This is a genomic window from Rhizobium sullae, assembly GCF_900169785.1.
Classification (GTDB): Bacteria; Pseudomonadota; Alphaproteobacteria; order Rhizobiales; family Rhizobiaceae; genus Rhizobium; species Rhizobium sullae.
Map to the genome: position 1 here is coordinate 58,988 of NZ_FWER01000050.1, position 20,555 is coordinate 79,542.

Genomic DNA, 20,555 nt, shown 5'->3' on the forward strand with positions numbered 1-20,555 from the left:
CGAGAGGAAACCGGATGATTAGGAAACGGATGACTGCCTATCTGACTGTAGGTGTCGCTTGCCTGGCCATGCCATTTGGCGCGCATGCTGACGAAATGGATGATCTTGTCGCGGCTGCAAGGGCCGAAGGGCAATTGACGGTTATTGCCCTCGGGCATGATTGGTGCGGCTATGCTGCGCTGATTCAAGGCTTTAAAGATAAATACGGCCTCACCGTGAACGAACTCAGCCCGACTGCCGGATCCGGTGAAGAATTGGCAACGATCAAGGCTAATATAGGCAACAACGGCTCGCAGGCGCCGGATGTCATCGATGTGGGCCTTGTTTTTGGCCCCATTGCGCGGAAAGAGGGATTGCTGCAACCGTACAAGGTGCAAACGTGGGACGAAATCCCGGCCACCGCCAAAGACCCCGAAGGGCAATGGTACGGCGACTATTACGGCGTGCTTTCTTTCGTCGTGAATAAGGACGTTATCTCAAAGTCTCCAGCCGATTGGGCTGATCTTCTCGACCCCGCCTATCGGAAGAGCGTTTCACTGCCTGCTGACCCGCGAACCGCCAACAATTCCATCCTAAGCGTCTATGCCGCGGGCCTTGCAGCCGGCGCGCAGCCGGGCGCGGCAGCAGCCCGCGCTGGGCTCGAGTTCTACCGCCAATTGAAGGACTCCGGCAATCTCGTTGCCGGTTTCGGCTCTGCAGCATCCATCGCCAAAGGCGAAACGCCAATTACCACGCGCTGGGATTCCAACGGCATCACCTATGCCGAAAATTTCAAGGGAAATCCGCCACTGGACACCATTGTCCCGGCAAGCGTTACCGTGGCTGGCGTTTATGCCCAAGCCATCAGCAAGTACGCGCCGCATCCGCAAGCCGCCAAGCTCTGGATGGAGTACCTTTATTCCGACGAGGGGCAACTTGGCTACCTCAAGGGCCTTTGCCACCCCATCCGCTTTGACGCCATGCGCAAATCCGGCAAAATTGCCGATGACATGCTGACCAAGCTCCCGGCGACAGGTAACAATCTAGTATTTCCCGAGTTGTCCCATCTAGTGGAAGCCGGCGAAGTGATTGCCAAGGAATGGACTTCAACCGTAGGCGCAGGCAGCAAATAAGTTGAAACCACAGTCCACACACGGCAAGCCCGGCGCGAGTGGCATTCGCGCCGGGCTGACAGGTACCTCATCCCTCAAGTCCATTGACTGGCCCGCACTGCTTGCCACGGCCCCGTTTTTCATGTTTGCCATCGTCATGATGGTGATGCCCACCGCGGCGCTACTGGCCACGGCCTTTTTTGATAAGCAGGGAGGTTTTACGTTAGCGAACTTCGCGGAGATCATCACGCCGGAGGTTGCCGACGCCTTCATGGCTTCGGCCAAAATCTCCGCCGTCACCGCCGTTCTTGGAACGGTGCTCGGGCTCGTACTGGCCCTCACCGTTGGCCGGCGCGTGACCAGCCAGAAGTTGAAGGCCGCCGTTATGAGCTTTTGCGGCGTGGCCTCGCATTTCTCAGGCATTCCCCTTGCCTTCGCCTTCATCGCCACTCTGGGGCGGCTTGGCCTCGTGACTGTGTTTTTACGGAAGGCCTTCGGCATCGACATTTACGCGGCAGGTTTTGAGCTTGCCAGCTTTTCCGGCTTGACGCTTACCTACCTGTTCTTTCAGGTCCCGATTGCATTCACGATAATCATGCCCGCCGTTGACCGGCTTTCCACACAGACACGTGAGGCGGCCGAGATGTTGGGTGCCACGGCTACCCAGTATTGGCGCTTTGTTGGCCTGCCAATCCTCTGGCCAACAATACTCGGGGCGTTGGCATTGTTGTTCGCCAATGCATTCGGGGGCGTCGCAACGGCCTACGCGCTGACAGGAACGGCGGTGAACGTCATCCCGATCTTGCTCTACGCGCAAATTCGCGGCGACGTCCTGCACAACGAGCAGCTTGGCGCCGTCCTAGCCTTGCTCATGGTATTTGTCATGACGGTGACCATTTCTCTTTACCTGATGCTTCGCGTGCGCTCCGAACGGTGGATGAAATGAAATTCGTCCTGCGCTATTCCCCTTGGACCATATTCGCCATCGCCGCAGTGTTCTTTCTGATGCCGCTTTTCAGCACGGCGGAATTTTCATTAAGCATCCGGCGCGGCGTATATTCGCTTGAGGCTTACGAGTCGGTTTTCTTAGACCCGGAATTTGCGGCCAGCTTCTTCTATTCGCTGATAATAGCAGTATTGACGATCATCTTTGGCACGATCATCGTGGTTCCGATGGCCTATTATGTCCGGTTGCGCCTCCAATGGCTGCGGCCCGTGGTGGAAATCTTCGTGATGCTGCCCATGGTCGTGCCACCTATCGTGCTTGTCTTTGGCTATCTGCGGCTGTTTTCGTCATCGTCGGTGCTGCCGCTGGCCGATAGCAGCGCTGGTGCGAGCATCCTGCTTATCTGCGGCTGTACCACATTATCTCTGCCGTACCTCTACCGCACGATTGATACCGGCTTGCAGACGATTGACGTTCAGACGCTGACGGACGCCGCTGGCATTCTCGGCGCTCGGCCATTCGCGACAATCAGGCTGGTGATCTTCCCGAACATCTTGCCTTCCGTCATGGCAGGCTCATTCCTGACCTTCGCGGTCGTGATGGGGGAATTCGTGATCGCTAGCCTTTTGACGCGCCCGGCTTTCGGCACCTACATTCAAAAAATCGGCATGAGCAAAGCCTATGAGCCTGCAGCCCTGACCATCCTGTCTTTTGCCATCACTTGGGGCGCACTGGCCATGATTAACGTCATGACGCGGTTTTCGCGGCGAGCAGGGTAGGGTTTCCTCTCATTCTTGTGGTGTGAACGGTATCCTGTATCTGAAGGCTCTGCAGATGCTGGTCCGTCACGCCAAGAAGCATGGCATCGAGCTGAGGCAGAGCGATACGCGTCTGACGAAAGCAGCGGCGGTGCGCGCCGGCCGTTATGCCCATGCCCGGCAATTCCGCCGCATGCGCCGCGAACTGAAGCGCCTGCGCATCGGCCGCAAGGTCGCCGGCAACGTCGAACTGGAGCGGACTTTTGCCCGGCTGTTCGGTCTTGTCGAACGGCTGCCGGCGCAAAAGCCGAAGGACAAGAACAAGGTCTATGCGCTGCATGCTCCCGAGGTCGTCTGCTTCTCGAAGGGCAAGGCTCGCGCGCCATTCGAGTTCGGAAGGTAGGGTTCGCGGCGACGGACCGCGAAGGGCTGGTTCTGGCGGCCAAGGCATTCGAAGACAATTCCTATGGCGGGCACACCCTCTCACATCCCGTCGACCAGGCTGTTGCCATGGGCGGTATCCGGATCGCATCTACGTCGAGGAATATCGCGGTCATGATTACACTGGATCGGCGTCGGTGATGATTGCCGGAAGCCGGCGCGGGCTGACGCCGACCATGCGACGGGAGCTGAAACGACGAACGGCCATCGAGCCCACCATCGGCCATATGAAGACCGATGGCAGGCTGGACCGGAACTTCCTTCTCGGGTACGATGGCAACACCATCAATGCGCTGCTCGTCGGCGGAGGTCACAATCTGCGCCTCATCCTGGCCAAACTGGCCCCTTTGGCGTGCTTCATCGGGGCCGCGCTTAACGTTCTCATAGCGAAATCGGATACTTCTCCAGATCTTCCCAACCGCCAGAAGATCAACGATTTAAGGCCTTTGTTCTGGGCCGACTAATTAGGGGCTGGCGGGCGAAAGAACCGCTTCCGGTTTTACACTTTCGTCGGTAATGGCACGGGCGAAATGCTCCTCGTCCGCGAACATCCGAAGCCAAGTTTCAATCGAAATGGCTTTCCAGGCATTTTGAACGGTACTACGGGTGACCTCGCGCACGAGCTCTTCCCTTACCAGAGCCAGGTTTTCATAATCGTAGACGTCCCGCTTTTGCGCCGCAGCGGAGTTGAACAAGAGATCAAATGTCGTCAACAACCAAGTCCGCATTGCGCTGTCATACATCAGCTGCTGTATTCGTTTCGGTCGCTTTACAATCTCTTCGGGCAAAAACATCGCCGACGCTTGGCGCAGGATAAGCTTATTTCCTTTGTCATTGACCTTCTGGGGGTCAGGAATGCGCATTGCGGTTCGGACGACGTGGGTGTCGGCATACGGCATGCGCAGATCGATGCCAAAACGAGCGGCGAGCATTTCCTGGGCACCCATCCGCTCGTCCCGCCTATCCATTGTGGCGACAAGTTCGGCATGCAAGGAAGGCGACCGCGTCCGCAGCGTCGCGTGGGTGCCGCTTGCTGCCCCCTTGAGGATTGTAAGGCTTCCATTTGGGGCCGATTCCTCATCAGTTGGCCGCCCGTTAAGGCTCTTCCACAACTGCGTGTGGAAGTTCATGCCTCCAAATAATGTATCCGAGAGATTGCCAGAAAATAGAACATCGACATGCAACCCTGCCATCTCGCAAAGCCCGAACAAGCATGGATACTCGTCATAGCCCCCGGGGTTCTCCATCGCCCACATCGCTTCTGGAAGCAGTCGTGAAAATTCTGATGGTTCCAGAAATAGTTCGTGATGCTCCAGTCCCAAAGCCAACGCGGTCAACCGGGCGCCTTCGATCTCGGGGTCTCCTCCGTTGTGACCAACAGTGAACGACTTGACCGTGATTTGCTTCATGGAGCGGGCGACCAACTCTGCGATTAGAGCTGAGTCCACTCCGCTACTCAGCATTATGCCCACCGCTGGCGGTTGATCGGCGCCGAGCCTTTCCACAGCGCTCAGCAAAGCGTCTGCGACCACCTCCACCGGTACGAAAGCATCCGCTATCGCAGGCGTGATCGATGATGCCGCCTCCGATGGAAAGGAATTGTCTTCATAACTGACCTTCGACCATTTTCCGGGCAAAACCGGCTTTACCTGGGAAAAGAATGTTAGCCCGCTCGGCACCCACCCGGTTCGTTCGAATCCCTTGATCGCTTCCAGGTCGATTGAACGATCAAAGCCAGGCAAAGCCCGAAGGCATTTGTATTCAGTGCAGAAGGCCAGGCCCCTTCCGATCCGCGTGACATAGAGGGTGTTGACCCCGATGTTGTCACGGAGGAAACGAATCTGTTGCTTCGGTATGTCGACCAGTGCGATGCAATAGTGACCATTTACTGCATCTGGGGCGTCCAGCTTGCCTAGTGCGTAAAGCTCCGCAAGATCCGCGGCCATCGAGACCTGTTTTCCTTCGACAGAAGGGGATCCGGTATAGGCCACCATCAACTCTGGATCCTTGAAGATTCTACCAGGCAACCTACTGACCGTGCTTAGTGAAATCTCGGCCCCTTTGATCGTGTCGACGTAACTTCCCCGGTGTTTCAGCATCCTGGAAAATAGTGCGGGGTCGACAAGTGGCATGCCGATCGAGCCAAACATTGCGTCCACGATAATCCTCTCCTGTTCGATGGCTAAAATGACGTGCCAAACTCGAATTGTGCTTCTGTTGCTTAGCCGGATGTCTTTTCGTGACCTGCGGCAGTTCATGTGAAACGGTGTCACAAAATGGTGGTATTGTCGGGATTACGACGAAGCATCGAACGAATTCGGTAGTAACGAATTGCAAGAATAGAGACCGATCCTGAGACACTTGTTTACTGAAGAGCGAGAAGAGCGCTCATCGCGGCAATGAAGACTGCCGAAAGGACAATCCAAGTCACATTCATCTTTGGAAATCGGATCGACGAGAGATGTAACCCGCTCATGATGACCGCAACGGCGCCCATCAGCAGGATCAGGTGATCCGTTACGATTTGGGAGCCGAGGTAGTACGACAGGGCGAATACGAGGATGTTGTGGGGCAGCGGCACCCCGACGAAAGAGCCTCCCGACAGTCCGAACGCTTCGAAGTAGCTCAGCCGCAAAATGCCCGCGGCACAGATGAGTAGCCCCGCGAACGTCGGGAATGGTGCCGCCTCACCCAATGAAGCGAGAAAGATCAAGGGAAAGACACCAGCAGATAGGAAATCTCCCAACGCGTCCATCGCCTTTCCGACATCGCTCATCCCCGGTTGGCGATGGTGCATCCTGCGGGCAACCAGACCATCCAACGAATCTGCCAGGTGGCTCCAGAGAACGCATATCAGGGCGAGGTTGTATTTGCCCATCACTGCCATCGCGCATGCGGACATTGCTAAAAGAGCTCCGACGAACGTTATCGCGTTCGGCGGATCCAGGAGAATTCCCATTATGGGTTGGCGGCGTTCTTGTTCCATCGACGATACGTTGGTCATGATTGTTCCTCGTAGCCTTTTGGCGAAGATCGGTGCTTGTGCATTGTCGAGTCCCAACTGGAACAAACGATGCTCCTCTGCCGCTTATGCAACTACTCCGAGCAAGCCGCTTAAACTGCAGTCCATTACCACCAATTACCCGACCATCAATCGTCATTATGCTCTCCTCACCAACAATCTTAAACGGATGTTTGGCCAGACCTGAAAAATTCGGAGTACAGGTTTAACCGCAGCAATTCGCGTTGGATGTGCTCGACAGATTTATCTCCTTTCTCCAATCGCGGATCCAAGAACATGCCAACCATCCTCCCGCTGTGCGCAACTTGAAGGCCGAAGGCGTTCGTGGATTGGGACAGTTCCAAGAGCGAATCGAAATGCGGCTGTGGCAGGTACCGCTGATTAATGACAGCGCTTCGCGTGGCCATTTCCCCCAATTCACCAAGGCTCCCGTTTTCCAGCGCTCGCCGTAGTAGCTTTCGCAGGTCTCCGAACTCCCTGATCTCGTCCCCTGTATATCTGGTCGGCGGATGGGCTAATGTGTCAACGGGGTGGTTAGGAGCTACGTTCACACTGATCAGCGAGAACTCGGGTATTCTGCTTTCGAAGCGCTCGAGCACAATGCCCTCTCGCGGACAGATGAGCCTGGGATTTCCAGTAAACATGGTGCCGTCACTGGCCACCTCGGCTCGAACAGCTAGGCGAAAGATCGTGCTAGCCTCTAGCTGCAGTCCTAACAGTCGAGCCGTTGCGCGGATGGTCGCAACAACGTCCGTTGTTGATGAGCCTAAGCCGAATCCTTCTGGAATATTCGAATTCACGGTGACCTTGATTCCCCTGCCAGAATACCCGATCCCACCTAGAAGGAGCCTCGCCGCCGCTCCCGATTTTGTTTTGTGCTTAGGGCGGACGAGGACTTCGATGCCATCAATCGGCTCAGCGACGGCAATCGAGTACCGAGGTGGGAAGGGAAGCGTCACTAAGCCTCGGTGCAGCCGACTATCATCGCCTCGGAAAACGCCTTGGAGGATTTCGCCGTGGTGGCCAATTGCAAAGCCGCTCGCGTGCATGATAAACCTCTCATGATGATCGTAGCCAGTTGTTGCCGGCAGCCGCGACCCAGGATTCTGCTTCTTCGAGGTCTTCTGGGGTGTCGATCTCGAACGCGGTGACGTCGAAGCTCTCTGTCTCGATAATCCCTAGCCGGTATTTCGAACCGAGCGAGCGAGCGAGGATATCCTCATAGTAGAGTGCCGTTTCGCCTCCCGAAATCGCGTCCCTCATGTTTCGATGGAAATCCAGTACAAACTCGTTTGAGCGAAGGAGGTATAGGCTGATCGTCTTGCGATCGCTTGGAAGGGTTTCGTCGCAGTTGCGCGTGACAACTATGTACCACTCCCCATCCATCCCCCGCCGCAAGACAGTCCCCGTTTCTTTAGGTCGAAGTGGGCGGGTAGGAACCGTTATGTCAGCACCGTCCGGCTGCAACCAGTGGGCGGGAAAGTCGGAAAGGAGAACATCGCAATCCGATAGGATAACGGCTCTTCCAGGGACAAGCGCCAGGCCCAAGGACGTAATGTTGTTCTCAGATCGGTATCGAGGGTTTTCGACGATATCGATGTTCATCGCTCCCGAGGTGCTGCGAACATGCGCGATCAACTTATCGCCGAGAAAGCCGACCACGACTGTTGCGTTCGAGACACCGGCGCGCTGCATTTGACTGAGGAGGCGTGACACCAATGGCTCGCCGGCGACTTCGATAAGCGCCTTCGGACGATTGGCGGTTAGATGACCGAGACGTCTTCCCATTCCAGCGGCGAGGATGATTGCTTCCGATATATTATGATCCGTTCGGGAAGAGCTATTCAGTTTAGCTCGGTGGCGACCCACCTGCCCATACTCGCCAGGTGTTGTCGCCGATCCATCATTGTTGTCCGCCATTGTCCACCTCCATACACTGATCTCCTCCACCCCGCTTAGGCTCGAGCTGCCATCTGTGGCGATGAAGAATCTTCTAATCACCTGAGCAACCGTCATGCCAAAATGGGAAAGTGCTTTGAAACCAAGACCAGATAGACCCGGATGTACGACATTGTCAGAACTCTCGTAACTAGTGGATTGATTCCAACGCTTGGCGCCCACGTTTGACAGCTGCAATGATCTCGTCTGGATCTGCCCTCCAGATGAAGGGCTTTGGTTTTTGGTTATGCTCGTTGACGAAGCGGTTAATGGTAGCCTGGAGGTCGACGACGGACTGGAAGACGCCGTACTTCAGACGTCGGCGCGTCAGCTTCGCAAAGAAGCCCTCGACGGCGTTCAGCCATGAACAGGATGTGGGACGAAGTGGAAGGTCCAGCGCGGATGCCTTTCGGACGCTGCAGATGACATCATATTGTGCCCAGATGCGGGCGCCATTGAGTGCTCATTTTCGCGGACAACGACGAAAATCTCGAACAATAATGATTCAAATTCTCAAAGACCCAATAGGCTGGCTTGCAAATTGCCCATCTTCATTCAATCGGTGGCGGTGCGGCAATGGCTACCGCCATTACTCCGTGAGGAGTCCTGGCGATCCTTAAACGGGGTCGGTGTGGGGCAGAGTGACTGACGAGTTTTCGCCAGCATTTCGGTTGAAGTAGCGGACCTCTGAATGCTAGCATGCTGCTCTCTTAGGACAAGGGCCCACCACTTCGGAAGAACCGGGCAGCAAAGCGCTTGATGCGCAAGCTCCTGAAAACACAAGACCGTCCGCCCCGTGTAATGATCACCGACAAGCTACGTCCTACGGTGCGGCACCACCATCCCAACGGTTTGGGCGCTGCGCGTGGCGATCGAACATGCGGAACATCTGCTGCCGGCTTGCGACGCACTGAAAACCTTGGCGGTTGCGGGAGAGGTGATCATCTGCGGCTCCTTTGGAGGTTTTCGGACTGAAGTGCAGCGCCGTCCTCTCGACCTCGCCATCCCCTTCAGTCCCTCATGACCCCCTTCCGAGCCGCCGACATCGCGACCGGTCGCGTCAAGGGTCGGCTCCACCGGGCGAAGCCTTCCCTTGACGCGGGCGGTGCGAATGCGGCACGCCACTTTCCTTTCTTTCCAGTTTTTGCTTTTCCCTGACTTTCAGGGTCTCGTTCCAATCCTCCTTGGGCGGCCGCAGCCGCGTCCAGTCGCACCCGGCATCTTCGGCGAGCGCCCGCAATCGCTCGGCAAAAAGGTCGCCCTGAGAGTTAGCGTCGGTCGCCGCGACCAGCTGGACGTCAGGTCTGGAGGCCAATTCCCTCAGCGCGGCCTGCGTGGACGGCGACCATCCGCCGCCGGTGCTGAGATAGAGCGTGCCGTCACGCAACGCCTCGATGGCCGCGAGACTCATGGCATCGATCGCGGCTTCTGTGACGGCCAGGCGCAACGCAGTAGGCCGCCCGAGACGGAAAAGAATCTTGTTCCCTCCAGAGGCGAACCCTCGGTATTGCGGACCTCGCGCCTCCCAGCCAGTCACAACGCCGACATCGTCCGTATGAGCTGCCCACATGCTCCCGTATGGCCCTTCCCGCAGATGGTCGCCTTTGATCGCCGCAAGGAGCAAAGGTTCCGGCAGCCAGCGCTCGCCGTTGAGGTAACGCCATGTCGACGATCCGGGCCATGGGCGGCGGCGCGCCTGCCAACGATCGGGGAGGGAGAGTTCGTCTCCTCCATCAGGCTCCAATGGCTGCCACTCGGGCTCGGTGATGGTGGAACCGACGAGATCTGCGACCCGTTCGGCGCATTCGATAAATCCGACATGATCGAGATGCTCGACAAGCCCGAACACATCGCCTTTCGCATCGCTGAGCGGATCGAACCATCCGCGCCCCTCATGCGTAACGATGATGATTTCACCGCCACGGCGAAACTTGATCGCCCGCCGGCTGCTTTCCTTGATGTCGATGGCGAAGCTCGCCCTTTCGAGAACCGCCGCGCAACCGACCCGTTCGCGCAGCGCTTCTATTTCTCTTCTCTTCATTTGATTTCCAATCGCCCGGCGATTGGCCCTCGTTGCCTTTCTTTGCCCTTCGTTTCGCGGGCACCCTTCGGCCAGCCGCGAAGAGCAAAGGCGGCAAGGGCGCGGCTGACAAGTGTCGGATCATGCAATGCTTGTCCGCGGCGAAGCCTCCCTTGCGCCTGCAGTTCGCAAGCGGCAGGCCAAAGACAGGGGCAGGCTCAATGCGCCGGCCAGGGAAAGAATCGTAAACGATCGCCAGATCGTCGTCGGCGTCGATCTCGTCAGAGGGTAGAACACCGTACTCGCTGTCGGCTTCGAAGACCGTGATCAGTTCGCGGGAGAGCTGGAGGGACCGTACGGAGGAAAGATCGAGCGACTTTAGAGGGGCCTCCAGGCCGGCCAATTCCCGCTGAATAAATCCTCAAATGCGCGGGACGGGCGCGAGCAGCGCGACGTGGAGCGGCAGCAGCTTCCTAGCGGATCTTTCACTGGGTTGACGTGGAATCCGGAACACAGCCGGGGTCCATTCAAACACGCGAATTAACTTGCTTTCATGGCCACCTCGGTTCCGCACCGACCGCAGGAGCCATCGTCTCCGTCTTTTTAAAGACCGGTGGCGCGATCTTGCTTAGGGCCAGGAGTCGCCCAAACGGCGCATTTACGAGCAGATGAAAGGCAAGGTGAAAGCATCCGGCGCCCATGACGCGATCAGTCTGATCGCATGAGCTTCGCTTTCTCAAGCGCCTGTTCCAATGATTCGGCGTTGAGCGAAATAACCGCACGCTCCACGCACGCCTGAATCTCAGCGGTACCCTTTCCCTCGATCAACGCGATATCAGCCAAAGTCCAGCCTCTCGATATCCAATGGAGACAGGTTCGTTCAGACGGCGAGAGCATTGGTATCTTCATGACGCACTGGTCCCACTCAGCTAAAGCCCAGCGGGTTTCCGAGCGGAAAACGTCGACCTTACCACTGGAGAACCTGTGCAAACTTGATCCGAAATTACCATGGGTGCTTGCCTCGAAACCTTTGGTCACCTATCCAGCTCGACTTCAACTTAAGCTCGGGGGCAACACCACGAGATCTACGCCGTCTTCAGGCACAAGCCGACCTTCGTGCTTTGCAGGCTCCACGAGCGGAAGCTTTTTCGTGAGAGCGATCGACGCAGCGATCGCGCGCGTGGCTGCCTCGGCAAGGCAGCGCCGCGACCAAAGTTGGGCCCGACACCGTAGATTGAGGCGCGGGGCGGCCGAATCGAAGAGACGGGTAATTTCGCCCTCGGCTCGATGGGATATCTCAGTGAGATGGCGGGATGGTCGGACAAGCTGCGCGCGACCGTGACGACGAATGCGGTGTTCTCGGAGCGCAAAACCGCACCGGCGGCAGCGAAGTCTTTCGCTAAGCGCTCGAGCAATTTGGCCGCCGCTTTCGAAATTTGGTCGACCTCTCGGCGCATGTTCGTTTGCATGGTGACCTGCATGATAGGATCCTATCTTGTAAAAAGAGAGGTCAGTTTTCGCGAAAGGTGAGCTCGCTGACGAAACCTTCGGCATCGCCTCGAAAAAGTGAGCGGCTGAACTCGATCGCGCGGCCCGAAGCAAGATAGGCAACGCGCTTTGTCAAAAGTCCAGCCGTTCCGATCGCGACGCCAAGCGTGGTGGCGTCCGGATCTTCGATGTTAAGTGCGAAAGTGCGCTGGATCGCACGAACGGGTCTAAAGCTTGCGTCCGCGAGTGTGTTGCAGATGGAAGAGGTATCGGTCCGAGTGTCGGGCAGGAACTCCGAGGAAACGCATATGCGTTCAATCGCAAGCGGCTGGCCCGCCGAGCTCCGCAAGCGGGTGATGCGCACGACACGACTGTCGCTTGACAGGCCGAGTGTCATCATCTCCTCTGGTGCGGGATGAGACGTGCTGCGCTCGATCCACTCGACTTTCGTGTCCGATCCAAGCCAGGAAGTATCACCCGTCAAAAAGTTTGCGCGTAAGGGAGGCTGATCTGCGCGGACCGCCGAGCCGGCTACGAAGGTTCCTGAGCCGCGCCGGCGAACCAGAAATCCGTCTTGGACGAGATGGTCGATTGCTTTGCGGACCGTTACACGGCTAACGCGGACATGTTCAGCGAGGTCTCGTTCGGGATAAAGAACGTCGCCCTTTTTGAGTTTACCTGACAGGATCGCCTCTACAAGCGCCAGGCGAAGCCTTTGATAGAGCGGACCGGCGCCCTTGATGTCTTTGCCCCATCCCGGAAGCATGGCAGCAAGCCCGTCATTCATTCGATCGCTTTCAGGTGCCCGAAGCGCGAAACAGCCAGGGCCACGGCCCCGCTCAGTGCATCGCCTTCGGGCGTTACCAATAGACTTTGATGCCGCGCAGCGATCCAGGACGAATAAAGCGGCCCCAATCCCCCGAGCAGGCAAATCCTCTGCGTTCCTCGAGCGACTAGACGATCAAGTGCTTCGTCAACTGAAACAGCGGCTTCTTTCAAAAGGCGCGCGGCGACGGCATCACCCTGTTTGATGTGCTCGAATACGCGCGGCGCATAGCGACCAAAGGCGCCGGGCTTTGCCTGCCGCGCAAACTCGACGATATTACGTGGGTCATTCTTGAATTCCGCAAGGACGGAAGCGGTCATCGCGGACATGACATGGATGCCGTCGTATGCGAGCAGCGATTCTTGCAAAAGCGAATGTCCAATACGAGCGCCGCTGCCGAGGTCGCCGACAGTAAAGCCCCATCCGCCGGTGTAGGTCACCGTATCACAGTGGCGGGAGATGTAGATCGTGCCTGTTCCTAAAATGGCGACGGCTCCGTCTTTATCGCCAAGCGCGCCTTGTAGCGCGATCAGTCCGTCTGACTCTATGTCCGCCTCGGCGAAGGGTAGCCTGTTTTTCACGTAGTGAACGGCCTCGCCGACATTATTGCCCGCGACCCCCAGAACTGCACGCGCCGAGGCGATGCTACGCGCATTGATGCCAGCTGCGTAAAACGCCGCGCGGGTCGCACTGGCAATGTTGTCGAGCGCCGTATCCGGATCGGAAAGGATGTTGGCTGGCCCGGCTTGAGCCCGCGCAAGGATATTCCCGTTCGAACCGGCGACTGCCGCACGGCAGCTCGTGCCACCGCCGTCGATTCCGATTAGGTATGCGGTCATCCGCCCGTTCCTTCAGGAGGTCATCTGACACATCGTCGATCGCGTTCGGGCCGCGCCAACTGCTCTCGTAGTGTTAGTACGTACGTCGCACAAACATACCTCATTGTCATTGGAAACCGGCTGGCGAGGGCATGGGGCGACGCTGTCGCGAGAAACCCTCATGCAATTTTGGGAAATGCTCGTGGCAAAGACGTCGACGACCTTCGTCGCCAGGATTCGAAGATCTTTGCTCCGTTGTTCAAGTTTGAGATTCTTCGGACGGCATCGTGTCGAGGTAGTCGCATCAAACAACAGCCATGGCAGGGAAACTTTGACCTGGATCAAAGCGCGGCCCCGGCGAAATTGATAATCATCAAGCCGTGCCGGAAAAACAGGATAGCCGAACCCGCAATCGCGGCGTAATCATCTCGGGCATGCTCGGCATGCGCAGCCGCGCCCGCCACACGCGGATTTCGAAGGGATCAGGACATGGACGTCGTACGCAGTGACGTTTCGGACGCCGGCACTCTCGTCGCCTGCCGTTCCTGCCAGGCGCGGCACGGCGTCGTCTGCGGCGCCGCCACTCGCTCCGCCGCACGGTCGGCGCGGGCTGCGAGATCATCGCTCAAGGCTCGGAAAGTTCTTTCTATTCGAACATCATGCGCGGGGTGGTGAAGCTCTGCAAAGTGATGCCGGACGGACGCCAGCAGATCGTCGGCCTGCAATTCGCCCCCGATTTCGTCGGCAGGCCATTCGTGCGCGAAAGCACGCTGTCGGCCGAGACTGCGACCGATGCCGAAATCTGCGTCTTCCCCCGCAACCTGCTCGACCGGATGATATCGGAGACGCCGGAACTGCAGCGCAGCCTGCACGATCAGGCGCTGAAGGAGCTGGATGCCGCGCGCGAATGGATGCTGACGCTCGGCCGGCGCACTGCCGGCGAGAAAGTCGCAAGCCTGCTTTACCTGATCGCCACACACGCCGAACCGCAAACGGCCACAAGCACCGCCTTCGACCTGCCGCTATCCCGCGCCGAGATCGCCGATTTCCTCGGGATGACGATCGAAACCGTCAGCCGCCAGATGACCAGGCTGCGCAAGAGCGGCGTCATTCGCATCGAGAACTTCCGACATATCATCGTGCCCGACATGGATGAACTGGAGCGGATGATCAGCGCATAGAACGGGATCAACTGCCGACATCCGGGTCAGGCGCTGATCCGGGATCAGCGCGCAAAACGGATCAGATGCCGAATTCGGGGTCTGGCGCTGAGCCGAGATCAGCGCGTGATCACGACGCGGGTATTGGCAAGGCCGGCCTGTCGCGCCAGCGAGAAGAACTGGGCGGCATTTTTGAAGTGCAGGCGAACGCAGCCATGCGAGGCCGGCCGGCCCAAGCGCTTCAGGCTATAGCGCTCCTCATCACATCACCCACCCGGGACGCCGGTCCCCTTCAAGCTCGAACGAGGCAGATACATGAACAAGATCAAGGTCGCCAATCCCGTCGCCGATCTCGACGGCGATGAAATGACGCGCATCATCTGGCAGCTCATCAAGGATAAGCTGATCCATCCGTATCTCGACCTCGACATCGACTATTTTGACCTCTCGGTCGAAAACCGCGACGCCACCAATGACCAGGTCACCGTCGACGCCGCCAACGCCATCAAGAAGTATGGTGTTGGCATCAAGTGCGCGACGATCACGCCGGACGAAGCCCGCGTCAAGGAATTCAACCTCAAGGAAATGTGGAAGAGCCCGAACGGCACGATCCGCAACATTCTCGGCGGCGTCATCTTCCGCGAGCCGATCATCTGCAAGAACGTGCCGCGCCTCGTTCCCGGCTGGACCAAGCCGATCGTCGTCGGCCGCCACGCCTTCGGCGACCAGTACCGCGCCACCGATTTCAAGTTCCCCGGCAAGGGCAAGCTGACGATCAAGTTCGTCGGCGAAGACGGCACCGTCATCGAGAAGGAAGTCTTCAACGCACCGGGCGCCGGCGTTGCCATGGCCATGTACAACCTCGACGAATCGATCCGCGAATTCGCCCGCGCTTCGATGATGTACGGGCTGATGCGCAAGTGGCCGGTCTATCTGTCGACCAAGAACACCATCCTCAAGGCCTATGACGGCCGCTTCAAGGCCTCAGTGCATTTTTGGGACACGGATATGCGGTAGCGGTTATTGGCGCAGATCGATGACGCCGAGTTCGTGCCACATCCACTCAAAACTGTATGTCGCCATAGGATCTGCCGGATTTGGCTGCCGTGAAGACTGGTTTTCGAGATATTTGAGCCATTCGGCGACCTTTTGTCGGCTAGCGGCTGATTTTGCGGCCTGACGCGGCGTCTTGTTGCCGAGCATGCCGACCGGCTGATCAAGGGTTTCACGATATTGCCGGTCCATGAACTGATGAACGACCTGCTCGGCAATTTCGGGCGGGATTTCAGGCGCGGGGGCTTCCTTTTCGCGTGCCGGCCGCTCGGCCATCATCTGTTCGACCGTGCGGATTTCTGTAAGCGGGGCGCGGACGAGATCACCGAGAGCCTGCTGGATCAAGGTCGTTCCATCTTGTGCGCGCTCTGCCGAGTTGGTCGCCAGGTGCAGGAATTTCCCCTTCAATTCCACATTTCCCCGCACCCGCGCCCCGTTTTCCATCGTAGTGTCGAAAGACGGTGCACTGCGTTTACGGGCGTCGTGCTTCGGCTTTTGCTCAAGCCAGTTCCAGAATTTTGCGTTTTCCTGCGACATGCCGGGAATGTTGCTAACCCGTGCGGCAACATCCTTCTGGGCAATTCCGGAGGCGAGCGGAAACCTGACGTCATGGAATATGAGCTCATCACCATCCGCGTTCTGCATCGATGGCAGCCCTGCGGCGCGTTCAAGCGTATCGAACAGCCATGAAAGCGTGAACATGGAGGCGGCGGCCTGAAGCTCCTCGTCCTTGATGACCGGCAGCTTCTTCGCATTCTTTTTGCCGAACATCTGCCGCAGGCCATCGAACAGCGCATCGGTGGCCTGCGGCGTGAACGGCAGAAGGCCTCCGGCGAAGACGTTTGTGCCCATGACGGGGACAATCCGGGCGGCGATCCTGTCCCACTGCTTGAGGGTACTTGTAGCTGTTCCCTCACTGACCGCGATCGGGTCACCACCACGAACAAGATCTCGCGCGGCGAGCGACTTGCCCGGCACGATCTCACTGACTTCGTAAAGGCTCATGACGGAAGTGCGCAGCGCCTTCATACAGTTTTTTGCCTGGGCATTTTCCTTCCAGCCGCGACGTTTGAGATATTCGTCGACGATGTTGCCGCCCTCGACCTCGAAGTCCTGGGTCAGGAAATCCTCGAAGGCGCAGCCCCAGAGCGTCATAGCCCAGTCGTCGCCAAGGATTTCGGCGATGTCCTCGAAGTCCATGTCGCCAGCATCCAGGACTGGCCCGAAATGGTCGTAGAACACCTCGTCAAAGCATTCGCGCCATTCTTCCCGGGCAAGGAACTTCATCAGACCTTTGAGGTCATGGCTGGTCGGCATGGAAGGTCTCCACATTCTGGCGATGTTCGGCGACGATGCGCGAAACCGTCGGTTCGCTGATATCGTAAAGTCTTGCCATTTCGGCTCCGCTTTTGCGGCCTGACAAGACGCTCTCGGCGATTTCCCGGCGTTTCTTCGGGTCGAGCTTCTTACGGCGTCCCCCAATTCGTCCTTCGGCACGTGCCTGAGCTAGGCCCGTCGTGGTCCTCTCCCGGATCATGGCGCGTTCGAACTCCGCAAAGGATCCCACCATCTGCATCATCATGCGCCCTGCCGCCGTGGTTGTGTCGATCGCCTCGGTGAGAGACCGGAATCCCGCACCTGCACTGGTGATCCTGTCCATCAGATGAAGGACATCCTTCAGCGATCGTGACAGGCGATCCAGCTTCCAGACAACGACGGTGTCGCCATCACGCAGTTGATCGAGCATGCGGTGCAATTCGGGCCGATCCCAACGCCCGCCAGACGCCTTTTCTTCGAACACGCGCTTGCAGCCAGCTTCGGACAAGGCGCGGGCCTGGGCCTTGTTCGATTGCTCGTCTCCCTTGCTCACCCGGGCGTAGCCAATCAGCATCGAGGTCTGGCTACACGGACAAAGCAAGGCGAAATTCCTTTCACAATCCTGTTTCAATATGGACTCGTAAGGCAAGCTATTTTTGAAAGGATATGGAATGCCGCCGCGAATTTCCATGACCAGGAAACAGAGGGATGCACTGCTGACATTGCCGGAGACGGAAGTCGAGGTCTTGCGCCACCATATGCTCGGCCCAGCTGATCTTGCCGCCGTCAATCAATGCCGGACGCCGGAGACCCGACTGAGCTATGCACTCCAACTCTGCTGCCTGCGGTTCCCTGGCCGATATCTCAGCCGCGGCGAACTGCTGCCAGGCATCATGCTCGATCACATTGCTGATCAGGTTCAAGCCGACGCTGATGTCATCACGCTGTTTGCCCGTCGCGGCGCAACGCGATACCAACAGCTGACCTCGATCAAGCAGCGCCACGGCTTCCGCGATTTGAGCCGACCATTGCGGGACGAGCTTACCGCCTGGGCTCAAGACGAAGCTGTCGGCTTGACCGATGGCCGGGTGCTTCTCGATCGGCTGATCGAACGGATGCGGTCTGCAAGGATCATCATCCCAGGTATCAGCGTCGTCGAACGTTTAGCCGCCACGGCGATGCATTCTGCTGATCTCGCGGCGATTGCCGAGATCGGGGCGCTTCTATCTCCACCACAATGCGATCAGATGGACGTGCTTTTATCGGCCAAGGTTCATCGCCAGCAAAGTCGCTTGTCATGGCTGCGTGCGCCGGCTGGAGGCGTAGGCGCACGATCGCTGGCCGAGATTCTCGACAGGCTCGACCTTGTCCGCAACATCGTCGGTGATGCACCGGCACGCTTGCCGCTCCACCTCAATCACCGCATGGCTCAAATGGCGAGAGAAGGAAGCCTCTATACGGCGCAAGCGTTCCAGCAGATGAATGCACCACGCCGACATGCGGTCATGATGGCGACCTTGAGCGAGTTGGCGACTACCTTGACCGATGCGGCGTTGTCGATGTTCCAGTCGCTCGTTGGGCGTGCCAATCTGCGCGCCAAAAAGCGGCTTGAGGAAACGATCGCCGCTTCTGCGGAACAGGGGCGTGCCCGGCTTCTTCGGATCGCCGAGGTGCTTGACGCTGTGGTGACTGCTGTGCGATCCGAATCCGATGTAACTGCTGCCGTCGCTGTGATCGCGCCCCTGGATACCATCGCAGATGATGCGGCTATCATCCGGCGAACACTTCGTCCTGGAAGGCCGGACGTGCTCGGCGAGCTTGCACCCGAATACCACGTGTTCAGGAAGATTGGCGCCCGGTTCCTGAGCAGCTTTGCATTCGAAGGCGGTCGTGCCATGCAGCCGCTCCTTGCTGCAATCGCAGTGTTGGGCGGGATTGGTGGCGACCGTCGTAAACCGCTACCTGCCGACGTCCCGCTCGGCCATATTGAGCGGCGGTGGTCCCGGTATGTCTTTACCGACAATTCCATTGACCGCTCCTATTACGAACTGGCCACCTACTTCATCCTTGCCAATGCGCTTGCGAGCGGCGGCGTGTGGGTTGCGACATCGCGAATTCACCGCCCGCTCGAAAAGCTCCTCGCGCCCGCTTCACCGGCAACTCCGACGCAACCGGTCGCTCTGGTTCACGCTTTCAATGCCGAAGACTATCTTTCAGACCGCATGGCTGCGCTCGATGCTGCTCTTCTGAACACGGAACGTCACCTGTCTGGCAAGGATGCAGCGATATTCGCCGATGGAAAGCTCCGCTTCCCCAAGGAGCCAAGAGGCGACAACGAGCAGGAACAAATGCGTGCCGTCACGGCGAGGTTATACGCCATGATGCCGCGGGTGCGGATTACCGACCTGCTCGATCAGGTCAACCACTGGACCGACTTCACAGAGCATTTCTCCCATGTCTCCACCGGATTGCCACCTGTGGATCAGCGCGCCTTCATGGCCGCATTGATCGCTGAAGCGACCAATCTCGGCCTGTCACGAATGGCCGAAATGTGCGGTACGGTCACCCGGCGGGCGTTGCTGCGTATGCAGACATGGCACATGCGAGAGGACACCTACCGCGCCGCGTTGGCGAGCATGACCGATGCAATTCATGCCGAGCCGCTATCGGTCTGGTTTGGCGAAGGCTGGCGCGCTTCCGCCGATGGACAGGCCTATTATCTCGGTGGTCCGGGCGAAGCTGGCGGCACAATCAATGGGCACTATGGCCGTGACCCGATCGTGAAAATCTACACCACGATCACCGATCGCTATGCGCCGCTTCATCAGAAGGTCATCGCTGGCACCGCTGGTGAAGCCATCCATGCATTGGATGGCATTCTCGGCCACGAAAGCAATGTCGACATCGGGGCGTTGCATGTCGATGGTGGCGGAGTTTCCGATATCGTCTTCGCCATCGCAGCGCTGCTGGGCCGCTCCTTTGAGCCTCGAATTCCGCGCCTGTCGGACCGCAAACTCTATGCATTCGAACCGAAAACAAGATATGGCCGTCTGGCGCCGCTGTTTGGACACCGGCTCGACGCTCACCTAATCCTGGGGCATGCCGATGAAATCGGCAAGGTAATCCGGGCACTCGCCGACAAGGTGGTCACACCTTCCCTTATCCTGAAGAAGCTGTCCGCCTACCGGCAGCAGAACAGTCTGGCAGCGGCCTTGCGCGAAATCGGGCGAATCGAACGCACACTCTTCACCTTACGATGGTTTGAGGATCCCGCTCTTCGGCAACTCGTCACCGCAGAACTCAACAAGGGCGAAGCGCGAAACACCCTTGCCCGCGCCGTCGCCTTCCATCGCCTGGGACGCTTCCGGGACCGGAGCCATGAAAACCAAGCGAGCCGGGCCGCAGCCCTCAATCTCGTCACGGCCGCCATCGTACTCTTCAATTGCCGGTATCTCGGACGGATCACGGAGGCCATGCGCCGGCAAGGCAGGCCATTCGATGAGAAGATGATCCCCAAACTGTCGCCGTTGGGCTGGGACCATATCAATATTACCGGCGACTACGTCTGGTCCGACGCCCTGGAGGTCGATGAGGAGGGCCTCCTGCCGATCAGGTCGGCTCCATCCTGAGCGGAAAACCGCCTACCGTATATCTGCGTCCCAATAATGTACTGGAGC

15 protein-coding genes and 6 pseudogenes are annotated in these 20,555 nt (G+C 58.2%); 8 read left to right on the forward strand and 13 right to left on the reverse strand.

Going from position 1 to position 20,555, the window contains the following annotated elements:
* The first annotated feature begins 29 nt into the window (after nt 1-29).
* The 4 genes and pseudogenes from BN1800_RS30635 to BN1800_RS30650 form a co-directional block, all read left to right on the forward strand.
* On the forward strand, nt 30-1,112 hold the full coding sequence (locus BN1800_RS30635) for an ABC transporter substrate-binding protein (protein ID WP_425299081.1): 1,083 nt from the start codon (nt 30-32) through the stop codon (nt 1,110-1,112).
* Between the two features lie 43 nt (nt 1,113-1,155).
* On the forward strand, nt 1,156-2,037 hold the full coding sequence (locus tag BN1800_RS30640) for an ABC transporter permease (protein WP_425299082.1): 882 nt from the start codon (nt 1,156-1,158) through the stop codon (nt 2,035-2,037).
* Nucleotides 2,034-2,816, forward strand: coding sequence for an ABC transporter permease (locus BN1800_RS30645; RefSeq protein WP_087002895.1), 783 nt, complete (start codon nt 2,034-2,036; stop codon nt 2,814-2,816). The genes BN1800_RS30640 and BN1800_RS30645 overlap by 4 nt, the downstream gene beginning before the upstream one ends.
* A gap of 34 nt (nt 2,817-2,850) precedes the next feature.
* A pseudogene (locus BN1800_RS30650) lies at nt 2,851-3,677 on the forward strand (transposase family protein); the annotation flags it as partial.
* 23 nt (nt 3,678-3,700) lie between these two features.
* Here BN1800_RS30650 and BN1800_RS30655 read toward each other — a convergent pair.
* From BN1800_RS30655 to BN1800_RS30675, 5 genes and pseudogenes are all read right to left on the reverse strand, one after another.
* On the reverse strand, nt 3,701-5,386 hold the full coding sequence (locus tag BN1800_RS30655; RefSeq protein WP_087002898.1) for an asparagine synthetase B family protein: 1,686 nt from the start codon (nt 5,384-5,386) through the stop codon (nt 3,701-3,703).
* Between the two features lie 215 nt (nt 5,387-5,601).
* Complete coding sequence (locus BN1800_RS30660; protein ID WP_244564710.1) at nt 5,602-6,306, reverse strand: CDP-alcohol phosphatidyltransferase family protein; 705 nt, start codon at nt 6,304-6,306, stop codon at nt 5,602-5,604.
* Nucleotides 6,307-6,419: 113 nt separating this feature from the next.
* Entirely contained in the window at nt 6,420-7,307 is an 888-nt protein-coding gene (locus tag BN1800_RS30665) for a GHMP family kinase ATP-binding protein (protein ID WP_087002901.1), read from the reverse strand.
* Nucleotides 7,308-7,317: 10 nt separating this feature from the next.
* Entirely contained in the window at nt 7,318-8,178 is an 861-nt protein-coding gene (locus BN1800_RS30670) for a phosphocholine cytidylyltransferase family protein (RefSeq protein WP_244564711.1), read from the reverse strand.
* Between the two features lie 169 nt (nt 8,179-8,347).
* Nucleotides 8,348-8,604, reverse strand: a pseudogene (locus tag BN1800_RS30675) (IS630 family transposase); the annotation flags it as partial.
* Between the two features lie 324 nt (nt 8,605-8,928).
* On the opposite strand from BN1800_RS30675, the pseudogene BN1800_RS40710 reads away from it, so the two are divergent.
* Nucleotides 8,929-9,018, forward strand: a pseudogene (locus BN1800_RS40710) (IS6 family transposase); the annotation flags it as partial.
* Nucleotide 9,019: 1 nt separating this feature from the next.
* Here the strand turns inward: BN1800_RS40710 and BN1800_RS44130 are convergent.
* The 5 genes from BN1800_RS44130 to BN1800_RS30705 all read right to left on the reverse strand — a co-directional run bounded on the left by BN1800_RS44130 (nt 9,020) and on the right by BN1800_RS30705 (nt 13,369).
* Nucleotides 9,020-9,085 (reverse strand): hypothetical protein, encoded by a 66-nt coding sequence (locus BN1800_RS44130; protein WP_425299083.1) that lies wholly within the window; start codon nt 9,083-9,085, stop codon nt 9,020-9,022.
* Nucleotides 9,086-9,256: 171 nt separating this feature from the next.
* Nucleotides 9,257-10,237: a DUF3991 and toprim domain-containing protein gene (locus BN1800_RS30685; protein ID WP_143534171.1), complete on the reverse strand. Its 981-nt coding sequence runs from the start codon at nt 10,235-10,237 to the stop codon at nt 9,257-9,259.
* 1,064 nt (nt 10,238-11,301) lie between these two features.
* The gene (locus tag BN1800_RS30695; RefSeq protein WP_087002904.1) at nt 11,302-11,697 is read right to left on the reverse strand and encodes a hypothetical protein; all 396 of its coding nucleotides are present in this window, start codon (nt 11,695-11,697) and stop codon (nt 11,302-11,304) included.
* A 29-nt stretch (nt 11,698-11,726) separates the two neighbouring features.
* Entirely contained in the window at nt 11,727-12,491 is a 765-nt protein-coding gene (locus BN1800_RS30700) for a GntR family transcriptional regulator (protein ID WP_087002907.1), read from the reverse strand.
* Nucleotides 12,488-13,369: a glucosamine kinase nucleotide-binding domain-containing protein gene (locus tag BN1800_RS30705; RefSeq protein ID WP_087002910.1), complete on the reverse strand. Its 882-nt coding sequence runs from the start codon at nt 13,367-13,369 to the stop codon at nt 12,488-12,490. Before BN1800_RS30705 ends, BN1800_RS30700 begins: the two co-directional genes overlap by 4 nt.
* Before the next feature lie 468 nt (nt 13,370-13,837).
* Between BN1800_RS30705 and BN1800_RS30710 the strand changes: the two are divergent.
* Nucleotides 13,838-14,529: pseudogene (locus tag BN1800_RS30710) on the forward strand (Crp/Fnr family transcriptional regulator).
* Nucleotides 14,530-14,627: 98 nt separating this feature from the next.
* On the opposite strand, the pseudogene BN1800_RS30715 reads toward BN1800_RS30710, so the two are convergent.
* Nucleotides 14,628-14,759: pseudogene (locus tag BN1800_RS30715) on the reverse strand (L,D-transpeptidase); the annotation flags it as partial.
* A 64-nt stretch (nt 14,760-14,823) separates the two neighbouring features.
* On the opposite strand from BN1800_RS30715, the pseudogene BN1800_RS30720 reads away from it, so the two are divergent.
* Nucleotides 14,824-15,489, forward strand: a pseudogene (locus BN1800_RS30720) (NADP-dependent isocitrate dehydrogenase); the annotation flags it as partial.
* Between the two features lie 39 nt (nt 15,490-15,528).
* Here BN1800_RS30720 and BN1800_RS30725 read toward each other — a convergent pair.
* Together BN1800_RS30725 and BN1800_RS30730 are read right to left on the reverse strand one after the other, a co-directional pair.
* The gene (locus BN1800_RS30725; protein ID WP_027513626.1) at nt 15,529-16,878 is read right to left on the reverse strand and encodes a DUF7986 domain-containing protein; all 1,350 of its coding nucleotides are present in this window, start codon (nt 16,876-16,878) and stop codon (nt 15,529-15,531) included.
* A complete protein-coding gene (locus tag BN1800_RS30730; protein ID WP_013851020.1) occupies nt 16,862-17,452 on the reverse strand; it encodes a recombinase family protein in 591 nt (196 codons plus the stop codon). Before BN1800_RS30730 ends, BN1800_RS30725 begins: the two co-directional genes overlap by 17 nt.
* A 115-nt stretch (nt 17,453-17,567) precedes the next feature.
* On the opposite strand from BN1800_RS30730, the gene BN1800_RS30735 reads away from it, so the two are divergent.
* Entirely contained in the window at nt 17,568-20,507 is a 2,940-nt protein-coding gene (locus tag BN1800_RS30735; RefSeq protein WP_027513627.1) for a Tn3 family transposase, read from the forward strand.
* Nucleotides 20,508-20,555: the final 48 nt, after the last annotated feature.

What these genes read in the sequence shown, in the direction of transcription:
- BN1800_RS30635 (WP_425299081.1), top strand. Translation starts at nt 30, where the DNA reads ATGACTGCCTATCTGACTGTAGGTGTCGCTTGCCTGGCCATGCCATTT.
- BN1800_RS30645 (WP_087002895.1), top strand. Translation starts at nt 2,034, where the DNA reads ATGAAATTCGTCCTGCGCTATTCCCCTTGGACCATATTCGCCATCGCC.
- BN1800_RS30655 (WP_087002898.1), bottom strand. Translation starts at nt 5,386, where the DNA reads ATGTTTGGCTCGATCGGCATGCCACTTGTCGACCCCGCACTATTTTCC.
- BN1800_RS30665 (WP_087002901.1), bottom strand. Translation starts at nt 7,307, where the DNA reads ATGCACGCGAGCGGCTTTGCAATTGGCCACCACGGCGAAATCCTCCAA.
- BN1800_RS30670 (WP_244564711.1), bottom strand. Translation starts at nt 8,178, where the DNA reads ATGGCGGACAACAATGATGGATCGGCGACAACACCTGGCGAGTATGGG.
- BN1800_RS30685 (WP_143534171.1), bottom strand. Translation starts at nt 10,237, where the DNA reads ATGAAGAGAAGAGAAATAGAAGCGCTGCGCGAACGGGTCGGTTGCGCG.
- BN1800_RS30695 (WP_087002904.1), bottom strand. Translation starts at nt 11,697, where the DNA reads ATGCAGGTCACCATGCAAACGAACATGCGCCGAGAGGTCGACCAAATT.
- BN1800_RS30700 (WP_087002907.1), bottom strand. Translation starts at nt 12,491, where the DNA reads ATGAATGACGGGCTTGCTGCCATGCTTCCGGGATGGGGCAAAGACATC.
- BN1800_RS30705 (WP_087002910.1), bottom strand. Translation starts at nt 13,369, where the DNA reads ATGACCGCATACCTAATCGGAATCGACGGCGGTGGCACGAGCTGCCGT.
- BN1800_RS30725 (WP_027513626.1), bottom strand. Translation starts at nt 16,878, where the DNA reads ATGCCGACCAGCCATGACCTCAAAGGTCTGATGAAGTTCCTTGCCCGG.
- BN1800_RS30730 (WP_013851020.1), bottom strand. Translation starts at nt 17,452, where the DNA reads ATGCTGATTGGCTACGCCCGGGTGAGCAAGGGAGACGAGCAATCGAAC.
- BN1800_RS30735 (WP_027513627.1), top strand. Translation starts at nt 17,568, where the DNA reads ATGACCAGGAAACAGAGGGATGCACTGCTGACATTGCCGGAGACGGAA.